This is a genomic window from Streptomyces sp. NPDC003042 (assembly GCF_053591315.1).
In genome coordinates, this window is record NZ_JBSFTP010000008.1 from 117,622 (window position 1) to 134,199 (window position 16,578).

The 16,578-nt window shown below is 73.9% G+C and carries 22 protein-coding genes; 8 read left to right on the forward strand and 14 right to left on the reverse strand.

Features of this window, described 5'->3' with window-relative positions:
* Positions 1-83: 83 nt before the first annotated feature.
* The 5 genes from ACWDYJ_RS07120 to ACWDYJ_RS07140 all read right to left on the reverse strand — a co-directional run bounded on the left by ACWDYJ_RS07120 (position 84) and on the right by ACWDYJ_RS07140 (position 2,521).
* Positions 84-1,058, reverse strand: a complete 975-nt coding sequence (locus ACWDYJ_RS07120) for an NAD(P)-dependent alcohol dehydrogenase (protein WP_451564459.1) — start codon at positions 1,056-1,058, stop codon at positions 84-86.
* Positions 1,055-1,321, reverse strand: a complete 267-nt coding sequence (locus ACWDYJ_RS07125) for a helix-turn-helix transcriptional regulator (RefSeq protein ID WP_451564460.1) — start codon at positions 1,319-1,321, stop codon at positions 1,055-1,057. Before ACWDYJ_RS07125 ends, ACWDYJ_RS07120 begins: the two co-directional genes overlap by 4 nt.
* A complete protein-coding gene (locus tag ACWDYJ_RS07130) occupies positions 1,315-1,743 on the reverse strand; it encodes a hypothetical protein (RefSeq protein WP_451564461.1) in 429 nt (142 codons plus the stop codon). The genes ACWDYJ_RS07125 and ACWDYJ_RS07130 overlap by 7 nt, the downstream gene beginning before the upstream one ends.
* A gap of 166 nt (positions 1,744-1,909) precedes the next feature.
* Positions 1,910-2,197 carry a hypothetical protein gene (locus ACWDYJ_RS07135; protein ID WP_451564462.1) on the reverse strand — a complete coding sequence of 96 codons (288 nt, stop codon included), beginning with the start codon at positions 2,195-2,197 and terminating at the stop codon, positions 1,910-1,912.
* Between the two features lie 111 nt (positions 2,198-2,308).
* On the reverse strand, positions 2,309-2,521 hold the full coding sequence (locus ACWDYJ_RS07140) for a hypothetical protein (protein ID WP_451564463.1): 213 nt from the start codon (positions 2,519-2,521) through the stop codon (positions 2,309-2,311).
* A 216-nt stretch (positions 2,522-2,737) separates the two neighbouring features.
* On the opposite strand from ACWDYJ_RS07140, the gene ACWDYJ_RS07145 reads away from it, so the two are divergent.
* On the forward strand, positions 2,738-3,157 hold the full coding sequence (locus tag ACWDYJ_RS07145; protein WP_451564464.1) for an STAS domain-containing protein: 420 nt from the start codon (positions 2,738-2,740) through the stop codon (positions 3,155-3,157).
* A gap of 24 nt (positions 3,158-3,181) precedes the next feature.
* On the opposite strand, the gene ACWDYJ_RS07150 is transcribed toward ACWDYJ_RS07145, so the two are convergent.
* A complete protein-coding gene (locus ACWDYJ_RS07150; protein WP_451564465.1) occupies positions 3,182-3,676 on the reverse strand; it encodes an STAS domain-containing protein in 495 nt (164 codons plus the stop codon).
* 263 nt (positions 3,677-3,939) lie between these two features.
* Between ACWDYJ_RS07150 and ACWDYJ_RS07155 the strand changes: the two genes are divergently transcribed.
* The 3 genes from ACWDYJ_RS07155 to ACWDYJ_RS07165 are packed head-to-tail and all read left to right on the forward strand — an operon-like array spanning position 3,940 to position 6,014.
* A complete protein-coding gene (locus ACWDYJ_RS07155; RefSeq protein ID WP_451564466.1) occupies positions 3,940-4,374 on the forward strand; it encodes a hypothetical protein in 435 nt (144 codons plus the stop codon).
* A gap of 58 nt (positions 4,375-4,432) precedes the next feature.
* Positions 4,433-5,233: a GAF and ANTAR domain-containing protein gene (locus tag ACWDYJ_RS07160; RefSeq protein ID WP_451564467.1), complete on the forward strand. Its 801-nt coding sequence runs from the start codon at positions 4,433-4,435 to the stop codon at positions 5,231-5,233.
* A gap of 49 nt (positions 5,234-5,282) precedes the next feature.
* Entirely contained in the window at positions 5,283-6,014 is a 732-nt protein-coding gene (locus ACWDYJ_RS07165) for a GAF domain-containing protein (RefSeq protein ID WP_451564468.1), read from the forward strand.
* A 10-nt stretch (positions 6,015-6,024) separates the two neighbouring features.
* Here ACWDYJ_RS07165 and ACWDYJ_RS07170 read toward each other — a convergent pair whose 3' ends face one another.
* Positions 6,025-6,423 carry a DUF3040 domain-containing protein gene (locus tag ACWDYJ_RS07170; protein WP_451564469.1) on the reverse strand — a complete coding sequence of 133 codons (399 nt, stop codon included), beginning with the start codon at positions 6,421-6,423 and terminating at the stop codon, positions 6,025-6,027.
* Positions 6,424-6,456: 33 nt separating this feature from the next.
* Between ACWDYJ_RS07170 and ACWDYJ_RS07175 the strand changes: the two genes are divergently transcribed.
* The 3 genes from ACWDYJ_RS07175 to ACWDYJ_RS07185 all read left to right on the forward strand — a co-directional run bounded on the left by ACWDYJ_RS07175 (position 6,457) and on the right by ACWDYJ_RS07185 (position 8,377).
* Complete coding sequence (locus ACWDYJ_RS07175) at positions 6,457-6,774, forward strand: hypothetical protein (RefSeq protein ID WP_451564470.1); 318 nt, start codon at positions 6,457-6,459, stop codon at positions 6,772-6,774.
* Between the two features lie 87 nt (positions 6,775-6,861).
* Entirely contained in the window at positions 6,862-7,503 is a 642-nt protein-coding gene (locus tag ACWDYJ_RS07180) for an endonuclease (RefSeq protein WP_451564471.1), read from the forward strand.
* 64 nt (positions 7,504-7,567) lie between these two features.
* Positions 7,568-8,377: an SDR family oxidoreductase gene (locus tag ACWDYJ_RS07185; protein WP_451564472.1), complete on the forward strand. Its 810-nt coding sequence runs from the start codon at positions 7,568-7,570 to the stop codon at positions 8,375-8,377.
* A 45-nt stretch (positions 8,378-8,422) separates the two neighbouring features.
* Here ACWDYJ_RS07185 and ACWDYJ_RS07190 read toward each other — a convergent pair whose 3' ends face one another.
* The 4 genes from ACWDYJ_RS07190 to ACWDYJ_RS07205 form a co-directional block, all read right to left on the reverse strand.
* Positions 8,423-9,313, reverse strand: coding sequence for an SDR family oxidoreductase (locus ACWDYJ_RS07190; protein WP_451564473.1), 891 nt, complete (start codon positions 9,311-9,313; stop codon positions 8,423-8,425).
* A gap of 26 nt (positions 9,314-9,339) precedes the next feature.
* Positions 9,340-9,576, reverse strand: coding sequence for a DUF6480 family protein (locus tag ACWDYJ_RS07195; protein ID WP_451564474.1), 237 nt, complete (start codon positions 9,574-9,576; stop codon positions 9,340-9,342).
* Positions 9,577-9,645: 69 nt separating this feature from the next.
* Positions 9,646-10,587: a DUF6328 family protein gene (locus ACWDYJ_RS07200; RefSeq protein WP_451564475.1), complete on the reverse strand. Its 942-nt coding sequence runs from the start codon at positions 10,585-10,587 to the stop codon at positions 9,646-9,648.
* A 60-nt stretch (positions 10,588-10,647) separates the two neighbouring features.
* Positions 10,648-11,772, reverse strand: a complete 1,125-nt coding sequence (locus tag ACWDYJ_RS07205) for a glutamate--cysteine ligase (RefSeq protein WP_451564476.1) — start codon at positions 11,770-11,772, stop codon at positions 10,648-10,650.
* A 443-nt stretch (positions 11,773-12,215) separates the two neighbouring features.
* Here ACWDYJ_RS07205 and ACWDYJ_RS07210 point away from each other — a divergent pair, with 443 nt between their 5' ends.
* Positions 12,216-13,493 (forward strand): MFS transporter, encoded by a 1,278-nt coding sequence (locus tag ACWDYJ_RS07210; protein WP_451564514.1) that lies wholly within the window; start codon positions 12,216-12,218, stop codon positions 13,491-13,493.
* Between the two features lie 21 nt (positions 13,494-13,514).
* Here the strand turns inward: ACWDYJ_RS07210 and ACWDYJ_RS07215 are convergent, their stop codons facing one another.
* The 3 genes from ACWDYJ_RS07215 to ACWDYJ_RS07225 are packed head-to-tail and all read right to left on the reverse strand — an operon-like array spanning position 13,515 to position 16,572.
* Positions 13,515-14,540, reverse strand: a complete 1,026-nt coding sequence (locus ACWDYJ_RS07215) for a glycosyltransferase family 9 protein (RefSeq protein WP_451564477.1) — start codon at positions 14,538-14,540, stop codon at positions 13,515-13,517.
* Positions 14,537-15,949 (reverse strand): PfkB family carbohydrate kinase, encoded by a 1,413-nt coding sequence (locus tag ACWDYJ_RS07220; protein ID WP_451564478.1) that lies wholly within the window; start codon positions 15,947-15,949, stop codon positions 14,537-14,539. The genes ACWDYJ_RS07215 and ACWDYJ_RS07220 overlap by 4 nt, the downstream gene beginning before the upstream one ends.
* On the reverse strand, positions 15,946-16,572 hold the full coding sequence (locus ACWDYJ_RS07225; protein WP_451564479.1) for a D-sedoheptulose-7-phosphate isomerase: 627 nt from the start codon (positions 16,570-16,572) through the stop codon (positions 15,946-15,948). The genes ACWDYJ_RS07220 and ACWDYJ_RS07225 overlap by 4 nt, the downstream gene beginning before the upstream one ends.
* Positions 16,573-16,578: the final 6 nt, after the last annotated feature.

The following is a 16,578-nucleotide window of genomic DNA, read 5'->3' on the forward strand; positions in this document are numbered from 1 at the left end:
ACCGCGGCACTACCCTCCGCCACGATCCGATATCCCAGCGTGACCGGAAATCCGTGCAAGTTGTCCCGAAACCACACCGCCCGTCAGACGCGGATGACGATCTTTCCGTGCGCCTGACCGGCCCTCAGGCGGCGGATGGCGTCCGGCACTTCGGCCAGCGGGTAGGTGCGGTCGATGGCCGGGACGAGCGAGCCGGACTCGAGGAGCTCCGTGAGGACGCGCAGGTCACCGAGGCGTGGCACGGAGGCGAGTCCGCGCAGCCGCTGGCGGACGAACGGCGACAGGAGCAGGGCCCGGAGCTGCCGGTCGTTGCCGCCGACCCACCGGCCTTCGCGCTCGCCGCCGACGATGACGAGGGTGCCGCGCGGGGTGAGGGCCTGCCGGAGCCGGCGGAGGGTGTGGTTGCCGCCGATGTCGAGGATCAGGTCGTAGCGGTGGGCGCCGTCGACCGGGTCCTCACGGGTGTAGTCGATGATCTCGTCGGCGCCGAGCGAGCGCACCAGGCCGGCCTTGGCGGGGCTGCACACGCCGGTGACGTGGGCGGCGCCGAGGGCTTTGGCGAGTTGTACGGCGTACGTGCCGACACCTCCGCCCGCTCCGATGACCAGGACGCTCTGGCCCGCGCTCAGCCGTCCGCCGTCGCACAGGGCCTGGAGGGCGGTGCTCGCGGAGATGGGGACCGCCGCCGCCTGTTCGGGGGTGAGGTTGCCGGGCCGGTGGACCAGCTGGTCCTCTTTGGCGCAGGCGTATTCCGCGAACGATCCGGCGCAGGTGCCGTACACCTCGTCGCCGGGCCGGAAGCGGGTCACGTCCGGACCCACGGCCTCCACGCGCCCGGCGACATCCAGGCCCCGGACGCGGTTCTTGGGGGCGCGCAGGCCGAATCCCGCCGCGCGGATCGCGAGGGGCCGGCCCTCCAGCAGGTGCCAGACACCCTGGTCGACTCCGGCCGCGTGCACCCGTAGCAGCACCTGGCCCCGGCCGGGCACGGGCTGGTCGATCTCTTCGAGACGCATGACGTCCGGCGGGCCGTAGACGTCGTGGACGATGGCTCTCATGGGGTGTCTCCTTCGGTGCCGCCGGAGTCGCCGGCGGCAGTGGCGGTGGCGCCGGAGTACTGGAACACGCTGTCGAGCGGGACGCCGAACACGCCGGCGATCTGGAAGGCCATCTCCAGGGAGGGCGAGTAGCGGCCCTGTTCGATGGCGATGACCGTCTGCCGGCTGACGCCGATGCGGCGGGCCAGTTCGGCCTGGGTCATCTCACCGTGCGCGAAGCGCTGGGCCCGGATGGTGTTGGTGACCCTGGTCGCCTTCACCACGGGTGGAATCCGAGCCGGTAGGAGACGAGTTTGACCGTCGAGCCGAGGACCGACGACAGGACGAACGCCAGGTAGATGGCGTTGGCGATCCAGAACGGCGCGGCCTCGGCCATCGCCAGTACGAGCCCGGCCACGCCGCCGATGACGACGAACGACTGCCCCACGTACTCACCGAAGCGGTGGATCTCCCGGTCGCGCTGGTCCTTGGTGTTCGCCTCCTTCGACGAGAAGGCGGCGACCGTGACGTGCGCCGCGACGGACACGGCGATCGCCAGGCCGACCGACCACAACAGGGCCGCCGCGTAAGGCGCTTGATCCAGTGTCACGCCCGCGGGCCGCTCCAGTACGACCCACAGGTACACCGCGTACGACGCGACCGCGACCACCAGCATGATCCAGGCGCGTTTCTCTTCGACTGCCATGCCCACCCCCCACTCCATGTCAAAAGAACTGGACACCTGGAGTGTCAAGGAAGCTCGACACCGTGTCAAGCATTCTTAACTTCGGAACGGGTCCCGGCTGGAGGGCGAAACGGACTTCGCGGCGGTCCCGCGCAGGGCGCGGGCTTGACGGGGCGTGACGCGTGCGTCAGGCGTGCTGTCCCGTGGGCTCCCGGAGGCACACCATGACCGTCCCCGCTCCCAGGAGCAGCAGGAACCAGGGCACGGCAAGCAGGGACAGGAACGGCCACCACAGGGCCAGGGCGCCCGCCATGGCCGCCGTGGTGGAGCAGGCGAAGACCAGGAGGAGCGCCGTCCGCGCGAGACGGGACGCGAACCGGCGCCTGAGGATCCCGCTGACGCCCCGCGCCGTACCCACCGCCGAGGCCGCCAGGGCGAGCAGCAGCAACGGCCCCAGAAAGCCGAAATGATTCACCGCTCCGCCCCTCTCCGGGCTTGCCAGGATCTCCGGGCTCGCGGCGCCGGGCCGGGCCGGACGGCCCGTCGAGCCCGGATCCTACCGTGGCGGACCGAGCGGCCGGCCGGCTCAGCGCAGGGCTTCGGCGAGGATGCGGAGGGCGGTGTCGGATGCGGCCCGCGCCGTCTCGTCGTCACCGGCGGCATGGGCGCGCCGGGCTGTTTCCAGGGCGGAACGTGCCTCGGCGGCGGTCGGCTGCGGGTAGACGTTCGAGGCGAGGGAGACCTCCGCCCTGCGGATGTTGGCCTCCACCGCGTCGGGGTCCGCGTCGGGGTCGGGCACGGTCACCCTCCTTCGTGCGTGCGGGCGGACAGTGCCGGTACCCCCGGCGCCTGCCCTGATCGGGGCGATGCTAACGCCTGTCGTGGCCGCGAGCGGTTTGGTCTGGCGCGCCTCGTGTCGCGGGCCGCGGGGCGGCGCCAGGATGGACCGCTCACACGACCCGGGGCCGCGGCGGTGCGCCCGTGGAGGCCGGCCGGCAGCAGGAAGGGCACGACCATGAAGGCCTGTTTGGAAACGGCGGTCCAGTTCGCCGGCAACACCGTTCTCATCAGTGTCGAAGGTGATCTGGACGCCGCCGCTGAGCCCGCTCTGAGCCGGGTCCTGCGGGAGGTTCCGCCGGAGGCCGCCGTCGCCCTGATCGACGTGCACGCGGTGACGTTCATGGACTCGACCGGCCTGCTGCTCTTCCTCGACCTCCACCGGCGTGCGGAGTGCCTCGGGCTCAGGGTTCTGGTCGTGGGGTGGCAGCCTCAGCCGCAACGGCTGATGGGGTCGATCGCCGGCCTTCCGGCGGGACCCGGGGCGTACTCCGGCAAGCACGGCGCTCTGGTGGGCTTCCGGCGCCCGATCCAGGAGCGGGCCGACGCGGAACGCGGCCTCGCGGCGGGCAGGCGGGAGAGCGTCCCCGGCAGCTGAGGACACCCGGCGCGGGACTGCCGGTCAGCGGGGCCGTGCGGCCCCCGGTGGCGGTCCGGGGTGGAGGGCGGATTCGGTCGCGCCGACGGGGGAACGGTCCTCCACGGCCCCGTCGATGCCCAGGTCACGGCGCGTATCGGCGCGGTCCCGAACGGTATCGCGCAGGGCCCTGGAGGCCAGTCCCCGGCCGTTGCCGGAGCTGACGGGCAAGCGCCGTTCCAGGCTGTCGAACAGGTCCAGCAGGTGCAGGGGCTGTTGCTGCCAGTTGTAGACGAGCAGGGTCATGCCGCGCGATTGGGCGTGCTCCCCGAGGGAGAGCAGGCAGTTCAGGCCGGTCACGTCCATGAAGGGGACGTGGTGCATGTCGCAGGCCACGACGGCGACGCCTTCGGTCAGGGCTCCCCGCACCCGCGCGAACGCGGGCCGCGCTTCGAGGTCGAGCTCTCCGGTCAGCGTCAGGTGCACGGTCGGTCCGTAGCGCCTCATCATGATGCGGAAGTCGGATTCCACGGGTTCCATGGCGTCTCTCACCTCGCCAGGAAGAGGACACGTCGCAGAGCGCGCACCCTGATCGGACGGGTAGCGGCGACATCTCGATGTTCGCTCCGCTCGCGAGCGCTCCGCAACCCCTTCCGTGTGGGATCGTGAAAGGGATGGACCAGCCCGGTTCCGTCGCTTTGAGGCTTCCGCTTCGAACGCCGAACTACGCACGGCACCTGCCGTGCTCCGGGCAGTCGTGTGCCGGCTGCCCAGGGCTGCCGCCCCCTACCCGGGGAAGCCCGATGAAGCCCTACAGCGTGCAGGCCCAGGTTCTCGGCTCTCTCGTCGTCCTCACTCTGTGCCGCAGCGCGCGAAAGATGAACCCCGCCCAGTGCCTCGGGCTCCTCGCCGAGGGACTGCGGGCCCTGCCGGCGGCGACCGAGGCCCTCGTCCTGGACCTCGGCCACGCCCCGACGGCCAGTTCCCCGGACGCCCTGGCCCTCGTGCACGCGTGGGCGAAGGACCGGTCCGTGTACCTGGTGACCGTCGGCAAGGCCGCCGCGAAGCTGCGCTTCGTACCGGGCCCGGCCAGGTCCGCAAGGGCAGACGGCCTCACCGACGACGACACCGGCGGTGACGGCCTGCGGCGCGCTCTCGCGGCCCGGGCCCTCGGACAGCGGGCCGAGGGGATCTACCTGGCACGGCGCCGGGACGGCCATCCCTGCTCCGCCTCATGAGCCCGGCGCGGGTGCCCGTACGCCCTGCCCGGAGCGGGGGAGGTGCTCGCCGCCGCGGGTGGGCGCGAGGATAATGGAACGGGCCTGGCGGGTGGAGGTGATGGCCGTGGACCCCGAGGACGACGAGCGGCCTCCTCTGGGCGGTTTCGGCGCCGAGGACACCAAGCGCATGGTCGGCGCCTTCGCCGGCTCCCTGGAGGGAATCGCCGCGTCGGATGTTCCGGCCGTCCTGTGCCGGGCGTGTGTGGATCTGCTGGACGTCACGGGTGCGTCGATCTCCCTCTACGGAGACGGGGACGCGCGGACGCTGTGGTGGTCCAGTGACACGGTCGCCGGCCGGCTCGCCGAGGCCCAGTACACGCTGGGCGACGGACCCTGCCAGAGCGCGATGCGCGCGGTGGCGCCCGTACTGGCCGCCGACCTGACCGCCGGGCGGGACGCGCGGCGCTGGCCCGTCTTCGCCCAGCAGGCCGTGGCGCTCGGCGTCCAGGCGGTGTTCTCCCTGCCCCTGGGCAGCAGCGCCCTCGCCGTCGGCACCCTCGACCTCTACCGCGACACCCCCGGACCCCTCTCCGAGCGGGACCGGTCCTTCGTGTTCCCGGCCGCCGACGCCATCACCACCGCGCTGCTCGCCCTCCACACCCGGCCGGGACCGGGCGGGGCGGACGCCTCCTGGCTCGACGCGGCCGAGACCGACCACGAGGAGGTCCACCAGGCCACCGGCATGATCATGGTCCACCTCGGAGTCGACCCCCCGTACGCCCTGGCCCGCCTGCGGGCCCACGCCTTCGCCCACGACCAGAGCGTCACCGAAGCCGCCCGAGACGTCATCACCGGGAAGATCAGGTTTCATGACTAGGCCCGCCGCCCCCGCCGCCGGGCCGGAGCAGAGAAATGGTGAACCGGCAATGAACCGCGAACAGCAGCTCACCGAGGCGTTCGTCAGCCTCACCGACACCGTCTCCGACGATGTCGACCCGCTCACACTGCTGCGCCGCCTGGTCGACCACTGCGTCCGGCTCACCACGCTCGACGCCGCCGGGGTCATGCTCGCCAACGCCCGCGGGCAGCTGCGCCCCCTCACCGCCACCGAGGACCGCGCCACCCTGACGGAACTCTTCCAGGCGCAGATCGCGCAAGGACCGTGCGTGGACGCCTTCACGACCGGCATCCCGGTGCACGCCGGTGACCTCGCCGAACACGAGCCCACCTGGCCCGAGTTCGTCCCCCTGGCCCAGGCCGCCGGATACGCGGGCGCCCACGCCTTCCCGCTCCGCGTGCGCCATCAGACGATCGGCGCCCTCAACCTCCTCGCCCACGCACCGATGTCCCTCACGCCCTTCGAAACGACTCTGCTGAGTTCCCTCGCCCACATCACCACCACCGCCGTCGTCACCTGGAGCGGCGATCCCCTGCGCCCGGCGGACATCGTCACCCGCACGCAGGCCGCCCTGTCCGGCAAGGCCCTCCTCGACACCGCCGCCGGCATGCTCGCCGCCACCGCCGCGATCACCCCGCGCGAGGCCGCCCACCACCTGCACACCTACGCCGCCCACCACCGCCAACGCCCCACCGATGTCGCCGACCTGCTCGTACGACGCCGGCTGCCGGCGGAGGCCGTCCTGCCCGCCCCGCGCTGACCCCCACGGCTCAGCCCTGCCGGCGGCACCACCGCCGTACGAGGACCACCAGGCCGCTCAGCGTGGCCGCGTACGACAGCGCGAAGGCCCAGACGAGGGCGGGCACGGAGGTGGCGGCGGCCGGGGGGAGCAGGACGAGGGACAGCAGGGCCAGGGCGCAGACCACGCGGCGGAGGGGAAGGTGCCTGCCACCGGACCCCGGGGGGCGGTGGTCGGGTAAGAGCCCGGTCCCGGTGGCCATGGCGCGGACGAATCGCGGGTCGGCGCGCAGCTCGCGTTCGATGGCGGTCAGGGTTCGCTTCTCCCGGGGCGAGAGCCCGCGCCCGTCCATGGCGAGACCTTCCTGCGGCGTCCGGCGGCGGTCCGACCCGGCGGCTACCCGCTCCGGGACGGCACAACCGGCGTCCACGGGTATCGCCTGGCCAGGGCCTACGCTCGACTGATGACCGAGAACGAGATCAAGCTCAAGGCCATCGCCGCGCTCACCGCCCTGAGGGGAGGCGCGGAGACGGGGTTCGTGTCCGAGCTTCTCGGCGAGGTGATTCCCTCCGAGTTCGTCGTACCGGCTCTCGCGGGCGCCGAGGAGGTGGGTTTCTCCATGCTGGAGCAGCTCTCCGAGCCGCTCAGCGCACTCGTGACCGGGTTCATCCTCGCGTTCGAGGCCGTCGCGGACGCCTACGACGAGACCGGCGCGGAACCGTCCACCGAGCAGATCCTCCAGGATCTGGCGCTCGAACTCGCCCGCGACGACTCGGTCTGACGACGGACGGCCACCCGGGGCGCGGGGGACGCATACGCCCCCGCAGGCCGGGCAGGCACCGGGCATGCCGGTCGAAGGAGGTCTGCCATGTCCAAACCGGCGGTGACGCGGCGTCTGCTGGAGGAGTACGGCCGGACCCATGCCGAGGAAGCGGGCATCCGGCTGCGTGACACTCCCGCGCCGCTGTACCAGCTGTTGACGCTGTGCGTGCTGTTCTCCATCCGCATCAAGGCGGACATCGCGGTGGCGGCGGCCCGCGAGTTGTTCGCGGCCGGGATGCGCACTCCGCGGGCGATGGCCGAGGCCACCTGGCAGGACCGGGTCGACGCACTGGGCCGGGCGCACTACCGCCGCTACGACGAGAGCACGGCCACCGCGCTCGGAGCCGGGGCGGAGCTGCTGATCGACCGGTACGGAGGCGACCTGCGCAAGCTGCGCGACGCGGCGGACAGGGACCCGGACCGGATCCGCGAGCTGCTCCAGGAGATCCCCCGGATCGGACCGGTCGGAGCGAGCATCTTCTGCCGGGAGGCGCAGGGGCTGTGGCCCGAGCTGCGCCCGGCGTTCGACGACCGGGCCCGGCACGGCGCCGAGGAGCTCGGGCTTCCGAAGTCGCCGGAGGGGCTGGCGGCCCTCGTCTCCGGCGACGACCTGCCGAGGCTGGCGGCCGCCCTCGTCCGGATCGAGCTGACCAAGGGGGCGGCGGACGCCCTGCGCGACGCCGCCTGACGACGGCCGCCGCGGCGGCGGCGAGCCGGCCGGCCCCGACACCCCTGCGAAGAGGAAGCCTCCCATGAACAGCCCCCTTGACTTCATGCCCAGGACCGCGGTGGTCACCGGCTCGGACTCCGGCATCGGGCGCGCCGTCGCCGTACGGCTCGCGGCGGACGGCATGGATGTCGGCATCACCTGGCACCGCGACGAGGAAGGAGCCCGGCGGACGGCCGAGGAGGTACGGGCGCAGGGCCGCCGTGCGGTGGTCGCCGGGCTCGACCTCACCCGCCTGCCGGAGGCCGCCGATGTGATCGACGCGCTGTCCGACGAACTCGGCCGGATCGACGTCCTGGTCAACAACGCCGGGGTCGGCACGGCCACCGCGTTCCTCGATCTCGAACTCGACACCGTACGGGAGGTGCTGGACGTCGACCTCGTGGGGCCGCTGCTGTGCGGCCAGCGCGCGGCGCGGCGCATGATCCGGCAGGGCGGCGGAGGGCGGATCGTCAACATCACCTCGGTGCACGAGCACCAGCCGCGGGTCGGCTCCGGCCCGTACTGCGCGGCCAAGGGCGGACTGGGGCTGCTGACCCAGGTGATGGCCCTGGAGCTGTCGGAGCACGGGATCACGGTGAACGCCGTCGCACCGGGCGAGATCGCCACGCCGATGACGGGCCAGGAGGACACGGACGTACGCACCGAGCACCGGCCCGGCGTGCCCTTGGGGCGGCCCGGTGACGCGCGGGAGGTCGCCGCGGTGGTCGCGTTCCTGGCCGGGCCCGGGTCCTCGTACGTGACGGGGGCCTCGTGGGCGGTCGACGGAGGCATGCTGCGGATGGGTCCGATGGCGGGCTCGCACCTGGGCGAGGACGACTGGCGCCGTCCCTGACCTCCGGCCTGCCCTCCAGAACTCCAGCTCCACGTCAGGGGAAGGTCAGGGAAGGGGTGTGCCGCCGGTGGCGTTCAGGATCTCCGCCGTGAGGTAACTCGCCTGCGGTGAGGCGAGGAAGACGTAGGCGGGGGCCATCTCGGCGGGCTGCGCGGGGCGTCCGAGCGGCGACTGCTTCCCGAACTCGACGGTGTCCGGCATGGTGGCCGGGATCAGTGGAGTCCATACGGGTCCCGGCGCGACCGCGTTGACCCGGATGCCGTCCTGGGCCACCATCTGCGCCAGCCCCTGGGTGAAGGTGACGATCGCGCCCTTCGTCATGGCGTAGTCCAGCAGGGGCGGGCTGGGCTTGTAGGCCTGTACGGAGGTGGTGTTGATGATGCTCCCGCCGGGCGGCATGTGCGGCAGCGCCATCTTCGACAGCCAGAACATGCCGTACAGGTTGGTCCGCACGACCCGGTCGAACTGTTCCGTCGTGATCGCGGAGATCCCGTCCGGCTGTGCCATCTGGTAGGCGGCGTTGTTGACCAGGACGTCGATGCGGCCGAATGCGCCGACCGCCCGCTCGACCAGCGTCCGGCACTGCTCCTCCTCCCGGACGTCACAGGCGACGGCCACCGCCTTTCGGCCCGCCTGCTCCACCCACCGCGTGGTCTGCGCGGCCTCTTCCTCCTCCTCGGGGAGGTGTGTGAAGAGGACGTCGGCACCTTCACGTGCGAACGCGAGGGCGACGGCCCGGCCGATGCCGGAGTCGCCCCCGGTGATGACGGTCTTGAAGTCCTGGAGTACGGCGTGCCCTTCGTAGGACTCCTCGCCGTGATCGGGAGGCGGGTCCATCGGACCGGTCCATCCCGGATGCTCCTGCTCCTGGCGCGGGAAGTCGGGCTGCGGGTAGGCGCTGGTGGGGTCCGGCGCCGGGCGGTCGGCGTGTTCCATGGTGCGCGGCCTCCTGGGCAGTGGGCTCACATGTCGAGCATGATCGCGACGGCGAGGAAGAACAGGGCGCAGAGCAGCGCCACGGCGCAGATGACGATGAGGGGGCCCTTGGCCCAGCCTCGTTTCAGCGGCCGGTGGGGGCCTGCCCCGGAAGTGGTGCTCGCCTCGGCGGGCGGGGTCTCCCCCGGGGGTACGCCGCCTCCGGGTTCGAGGCCCGGGGTGCGACGGGGATCCGGGTCGGGGTTGTCGGGGCGCTCCGGCATGGCCGGCACCTCCCCTGCTCGTGGGCGGTTCGCTGTCCACCGGCGCCTACCCGGTCCCCCTGCCCTCAGTCAGGCCGCCGTGCCCCCGTGTTCGAGGCGGGCCGCCCTGGCCCAGGCTTCTCCGCGCGTACGAAGGTCCCCGGCGCGCAGGACGTCCAGTACGCGGGTTCCCCGCAGCAGCACCAGGCAGGACCCGTCGGTCTCCGGCAGGCCGTGGAGGAACTCGCGGGTGCGCCGCGCGGCCTCGCCGTCCGCCCGGACCTCGGCGACCCGGCCGGGCGGGACCAGCTCCACGAGCGCCCCGGCGCCGGCCGGGGCGGGATCGGGGCCCGCTCCGCGCAGGAGCAGGAGGACCGGCCCGTCGTCGGCGGTCAGGAAGTCCTCCACCGCCCGGGCGGTGCGCAGCACGGGGATCCGTGGCCCGCCCACCCGAGCGGGCGCGCGCCGGTCAGTGGGGTACCGGCGGGTCGATGGCGAAGGCGCGGACGGCTGCTCCGGCTGCGCCGCCGCGGCAACCCGGGCGAGGCGCTGGACGGCCCTACGGCGCAGGAGGAGCCCCGGGAGCAGCCAGCAGGCGGAGAACCAGATCACCAGGACGCCGTCCAGCGCCAGGGCCACGGGAGCGCTGAGCACCATCCGCAGCACGATGAGCAGGGCCAGCGCCACCATCCCCAGCAGCAGGACCAGCCCCACCGCGGTGAACCGCGCCGCCCAGACGACGGTCTCGGGTTTGAGCCCGAGGCCCGTCACCAGCCGGTGCACGCACACCGGCGCGGTCAGCGCGCCCGTCGCGGCCGCTCCCAGCAGCACGCAGGCGACGTACATGTACTGGTCCGGGGTGCTCAACCGTTCGAACACGGGAGTGAAGGCGGCCGCAAGGAGGAAGGCCAGCAGGATCTGCACGCCGGTGAGGGTGACGCGTACCTCGTGCAGCAGTTCGCCCCACAACCGGTCGGCCCGCTCGTCGCCGGTCTCCCGCCGGTCGCCGGGCCCCACACCCCGGACGTTCATCACGGCCTCCGTCCTGTACGCGGGTCCGCGCGGGTCCGCGTACGTCCGCTTCTTGGGTGCCTACCCCGTCCGGGCGTGCCCAAGGCCGTGCCGGGCGTCCGTGGCGTGGGTGATGTGCGCGCACCGCGTGACGACGGCCGCCAGGTTCCTCTCGGTCTTCAGCAGGGCGCGCTGGACGCGGGCGCCGTTGCCCCGTTCGTGCAGGCGGGCGATGCCCTGCGCGACGCGCTCCTCGTCGCCGTGGTCCTCCAGGGCCTGTCGTACATGGCCGTGGAGCGCCTGGAGGACGGTCTCGGCCGGCGCCGGCTCCATGGTTCCGGGATGGACGAGGGGGCCGTCCAGCCCGGACCGGCCGGCCCGCCACGCCGCGAGCCGGATCAGGCTCGTGGCGACCGGGTCCGGCGGCTCCCCCGCCCGCCACGAGCGGGCGGCGGTCTCGACCAGGGCGCGTACGAGGGCGGCCAGCAGGACGGGGGTCCACGCTTCGAGGCAGACGTCCGCCACCCTGATCTCCACGGTGGGGTGGGAGGCCGAGAGGCGGGCGTCGAAGTAGACCGTTCCCGGGTCGCGCAGCACCCCGGTGCCGATCATGGCGCGGACCTGCTCGTGGTAGCGCTCCGCGGATCCGAAGACGTCCACCGGCCCGGCCGAGGGCCAGCGGTTCCACACCCGGCTGCGGTAGCTGCCGTAACCGCTGTCCTGGCCCTGCCAGAAGGGGGAGTTCGCGCTGATCGCGATCAGTACGGGCAGCCAGGGGCGGATGCGGTCCAGTACGGCGACGCCCTCGTCGTCGGATTCCACCGAAACGTGCACATGACAGCCACAGGTGAGCTGCTCCTGGGTGGTGAGTCCGAACTGCCGGGCCGGCCATTCGTACCGGTCCCCCGCGTCGAGCGAGGGCCTGACCGGCAGCGGCGAGGTCGCGAGGGCGGCCACGACCGCGCCGGCCGCGGCGGCGTGCCGGGCGGCTTCACCGCGCCACTCGATGATCTCCTCCTGGAGCTCGGCCATCCGCGGCACCGGCCTGGTGGCGAACTCCACCTGTTCCCTCTGGAGTTCCTTCCGCGGGTCCGCGCCCCGGCCACGGTCCTCCGCGGCCTCCAGCACCGTGGCCGACACGGCCAGGGGCTCACCACTGCGCGGGTCCACGAGCAGGAGTTCCTCTTCGACGCCTACGCTGCGCACCTCTCCGCCCCTCCATCGCCCCCGTCCGGTGCGTGCCGTCTACCCTCCAGGGCCTCCGCCATGCCGCGAGGGGGCGGCCGCGGTTCTTGTGAGCAAGCACACCCGAGGCCTCCAATCCCAGTCCCCGCAAGGGTTTTCCGCGCTACGAGGCCCCCACCGCGCCCCTTCGGACACCCGCGGCGAAGCCACGTCTGCCACGATGGTTCGCCGGGTCCGAAGCGGTCCCTCCGAGCCGAGCATCCGCCCGAGCGGCGGACGCGTGCCGGAGCGGCATCGAACGTCCCGTCTCCTCCTGTCACCGGTTCACCCCCGCCACCAGCCGAGCCATGCGCTCTCCCAGGTACCCCACTGTGTCTTCTTCGCCCCTGTCCTCTTCCCCGCCCTCCCCCGCCCCCGCCGCGGCCCCCGACCGTTCGCCCTGGCGGTCTCTGCGCTACCGCAGCATGCGCTGGTGGTCCGTAGCCCACTTCGTCTCCAACACGGGGACCTGGATGCAGCTCACGGTCCAGAACCTGCTGGTGCTCCAGATCACCGGTTCCGCTGCCGCGACGGGTCTGTCCATCTCCGTCCAGGCTGCGCCCGGCCTGCTGATGGGCCTGGTCGGCGGGGCCGCGGTGGACCGGTGGAACCGCAAGGTGACCGCTGCCGTGAGCCAGGTCCTGCTGGGAACCGTCGCCTTCCTCACCGCCGTCCTCGTCGCGCTCGGCTCGCTCAACTTCGGTGTGCTGATGGTGCTCGCCGCCGTGACCGGCCTCATCGCCACGGTCGACGGACCCGCCTGCTCCCTGCTGGGCAACGACCTGGTCCGTCCCGAGGACGTGCCCTCCGCCATCGGTGTGGGCTCGCTCATCTTCAACGCGGGCCGCCTCACGGGGGCCGCCCTCGGCGGTGTGACGGTCGGCTTCCTCGGCACGGCCGCCGCCTACGCGGGCAACGGCCTCTCCTTCCTCTTCGTCGCCGCCGTCATCCCGTTCCTCAGGCCCGCCGCGCGGGCCGTGGGCGCGGGGGCGGCGGTGGACACCGTGGAAGCCTCCGCTCCGGTGCGCCCGAAGGAGGCCGGGGCCGCGGAGCGTGACATGAGCGTGCGCGAGGGCCTCTCCTTCTTCATGAGCCGCCCCCGGCTGGTCGCACTGGCAGCCGTCAGCGGCATCAGCGCCATGTTCGGGCGCAACTACGGGCTCACCCTGGTCGTGCTGGTGACGGGGCCCCTCGCGGGCAACGCCGCCGCCTTCGGCACGGTCTCCACGGTCCTCGCGGCCGGCGGCATCATCGGCGCGGTGCTCGGCGCCCGGCTGCGCAAGCCGAGCGTGCGCGTGGTGGCCGCGCTCGCGGTCGCGGGATCGCTGCTCCAGGTGCTGGCGGGGCTTTCGCCCTCGCTGGCGGTACTGCTGGTGCTCGTCCTTCCGATGGCGGTCGCGGAGTCCGTCTCCGAGACCGCCGGGACGACCGTGCTCCAGACCGATCCGCCCGCCCACCTGCGCGGTCGCGTCCTGGGCGTCTGGAGCAGTGTCCGCACCCTGTGGGGCCTCGCGGCGCCGCCCGGGCTCGGCCTGCTCATGGAACTGGCCGGCGTCAGGGGCGCCCTGGTGATCGGCGGCCTCGTCGCCGCGGGCGCCATCGGATCCGGCCTCCTGCTCCGCGGCCGCCGCAGCGCGCCCCGGATGCGCTTCCTGACGAAGGACCCCGCGCCCCTGCGTCCGGGCCTGGGCACGGCGGCCTGAGGCCAGGGGCTGTCCCACCGGTCAGGCGGGCTCGTACGCGGGCGGCCGGTCGCCCTCGTCGGCCGGGCCGGTGAACGTGCCCGGCAGGGTGGCCACCGCCGCGACGACCTCCTCGACCGAGATCCGCAGCAGCCGCCGGTCCGGGAGGTACCCGTGCGCGTCTCCGGGCCGCAGCGGGTCCTCGTCCGGCTCCGGATGCCACAGCACCCGGTGGCGTGCGACGGCGGGCGGGCCCCACAGGCTGGGTGAGACGGGGCCGAACAGGACCACGGACGGGGTGCCCAGCGCGGAGGCGAGGTGGGCGAGCCCGGTGTCCCCCACGACCACGCACCGCGCCCCGGCGACGAGCGCGCTCAGCCGCGAGAACGGGACGTCGGCCGCGCCGCCCAGTACCGCACCGGGCGGCAGCCCGGCCTCGGCGGCGACCGAGTGTGCCAGCCGTCCCTCGGCCGCGCCGGCGGTCACGACGACCTGGTGTCCCGCGCGGTGCAGTGCCGCCGCGACGGCGGAGAACCTCTCGGGCGGCCACCGGCGGGCCGCCGCGTCGGCGCCGGGGTGGACGACGACCGCGCCGGGCGCCGGCGAGGGTTCCCCGGGCGGCGCGATGCCCAGGTCGGCGGGGTCCGCGGGAATGCCGTACCAGCGCAGCAGCCGGCACCAGCGGTCCCGCTCGTGTTCGTCGGCGCGCCAGCGCGGGCCCTCGATGCCGGGGGTCTGCGGGTGGCGGTAGGCGAGCAGCCTTCGGGGGTGGAGGCGTTGCAGGAGCAGGTGGCTGGGCGGCCCGTTGCCGTGGAGGTCGACGGCGGTGTCGGGCGGCGGGCCGTGCCACACGAGTCCGCCGGGGACCTCGCGTCCGGGTGCCTCGGCGGGCAGCAAACGGTCGACCAGCCCGGTGGCGGCCGCGGCGTCCGCGAGCCGTCCGGGCGCGGCCAGCACGATCTCGTGGTCCGGGAGGTTCCGCCGCAGGGCGCGCAGGCAGGGCACCGCCGTCAGCAGGTCCCCGAGCCCGAGGGCCCTCAGTACCAGGATCCTGGGCCGCGTGGTCAACGTCCCTCCTGACGGCTCGGCTCCGGCTCCGCGCCGGACGCCCGCGCCGCCCGGTCGGCCAGCGCGGTGGTGGACCGGCCGGCCAGGTAGGGCAGGACGACGGCCTGTCCGCCCCATTCCCGCAGCGCGGCGGCCTCGGGGAGGTCGTCGACCGCGTAGTCGCCTCCCTTGACCCAGACGTCCGGCCGGAGCAGGTCCAGGAGCGCGGCCGGGGTGTCCTCCTCGAAGGCCACGACGGCGTCGACGCTGCCCAGCGCGCCGAGTACGCGCATCCGGTCGGCCAGCGGGTTGAGCGGACGTCCGGGGCCCTTGCGGCGGGCCAGCGACGCGTCGGAATTGACGCAGACGATCAGGCAGTCGCCGATCCGCCGGGCGCTCTCCAGCAGTCCCACGTGACCGGCGTGGATCAGGTCGAAGCAGCCTCCGGTCGCGACGACCGTCCCGCCGCCGGCCCGTACGCTCCGGGCCAGGGCGAAGGCGTCGGACGGGGCGCCGCGCTCCGCGGTGGCGGGCGCCGTGTGCCACAGGGCCGGGTTGCCCGCCCCTCCGGCCGCCACGAACGCGCAGGCTTCGGCGACCGCCCGTTCGACGGCCTCCTCGGGCAGTGCTCCGTCCGCGAGGGCGGCGGCCGTGGCGGCGGCGAAGCAGTCGCCCGCCCCGCACGGGTCGCCCGCGGCCCGGTAGGGCGGCGGCACGAGCATCGGGGTGTCCTGGCCGGGCCGCGTCAGCAGGACGCCGCGCTCGCCGAGGGTCACGGCGACCGAGGCGGCCGCCCAGCGCTCCGCGAGCTCGGCACCCCGGCGGGCGTCGGCGCGCAGGGTGGTGGTGCCCTCACCGGGGCACAGGGCGCGGGCCTCGGCCAGGTTGGGTGTCACGAGCCGGGCTCCGGGCACGGGGGTGTCGCCCTTGGGGTGGGGGTCCCACACCAGGGGGGCTCGGCGGGCGGCCTCCACGAGCTGGGCCCGTACGGCGTGCGCCGCGTGGCGGCCGTAGTCGGCGACCAGGACGGCGCCGGCCGAGGCCAGCGCTTCGCGCACCGCCGCGCCGGGTGTGCCCGGCCGGCCGCCGCCGCGGTCGATCCGGACCAGTGGCCGTCCGCCCGCGAGGACGCGCGTCTTGACGGGCAGCGGGCCGGTGAGCGGCAGCTCGACCAGGGTGACCCGGCCGCGCAGGGCGCGTCGTACGGATTCGCTGGCCTCGTCCTCGCCCAGCGCGGCTATCAGGACGACCTCGCGGCCGCCGCGCGCCGCGAGCACGGCGGCGAGTCCGGCGCCGCCCGGGCGGGACAGGTCAGCGGTGACGTCGACGACCGGGGCCGGGGCGTCCGGTGACAGGCGTGTGGCGACACCTTCGATGTCCTGGTCCAGCAGGGCGTCCCCTACGACGACCAGCGGTCCGGCGGTGCTCACAGCAGCCCGGCCGCGGCAGGGTGGGCGGAGGCGGGGGCGGGGGCGCAGGCTGCCGCGTCGAAGCTCTCGCAGAGCAGGTGGACGGCCACCAGGTGTGTCTCCTGGACGGTGGCGGTCTGCGGCGCGTCGATGAACAGCGTCTCGTCGGCGATCTCGCCCAGCGGGTTGGGGCCCGGTCCGGTCATCGCCCAGACGTGCAGCCCGGCGGTGCGGGCCGTCGCCGCCGCCGCGATCAGGTTGGCGCTGCGGCCGGATGTCGACAGGAGCAGCAGCACGTCTCCGGGCCGGCCGTGGGCGGACACCTGCCGGGCGAACACGTGCTCGTAGCCGTAGTCGTTGCCGATGGCGGTCAGGCTGGAGGTCTCCGCGTGGAGGGCGAGGGCCGAGTAGGCGGGCCGTTCCGTGCGGTAGCGGCCCACGAGTTCGGCCGTCAGGTGCTGCGCCTGAGCGGCGCTGCCGCCGTTTCCGGCGGCGAGCAGACGGCCGCCGGCGGGCAGGACGGCGGCCAGCCGGCCGCCCCAGTCCGCGAGGCGGCCGAGACCGTCGCGGCGCAGCCGGTCCAGCGCGTCCTGGAGGGACTGGCAGTGCCGGTGCGCGTCTTCGGTGACAGGGTGTTCGCTCATGATGGG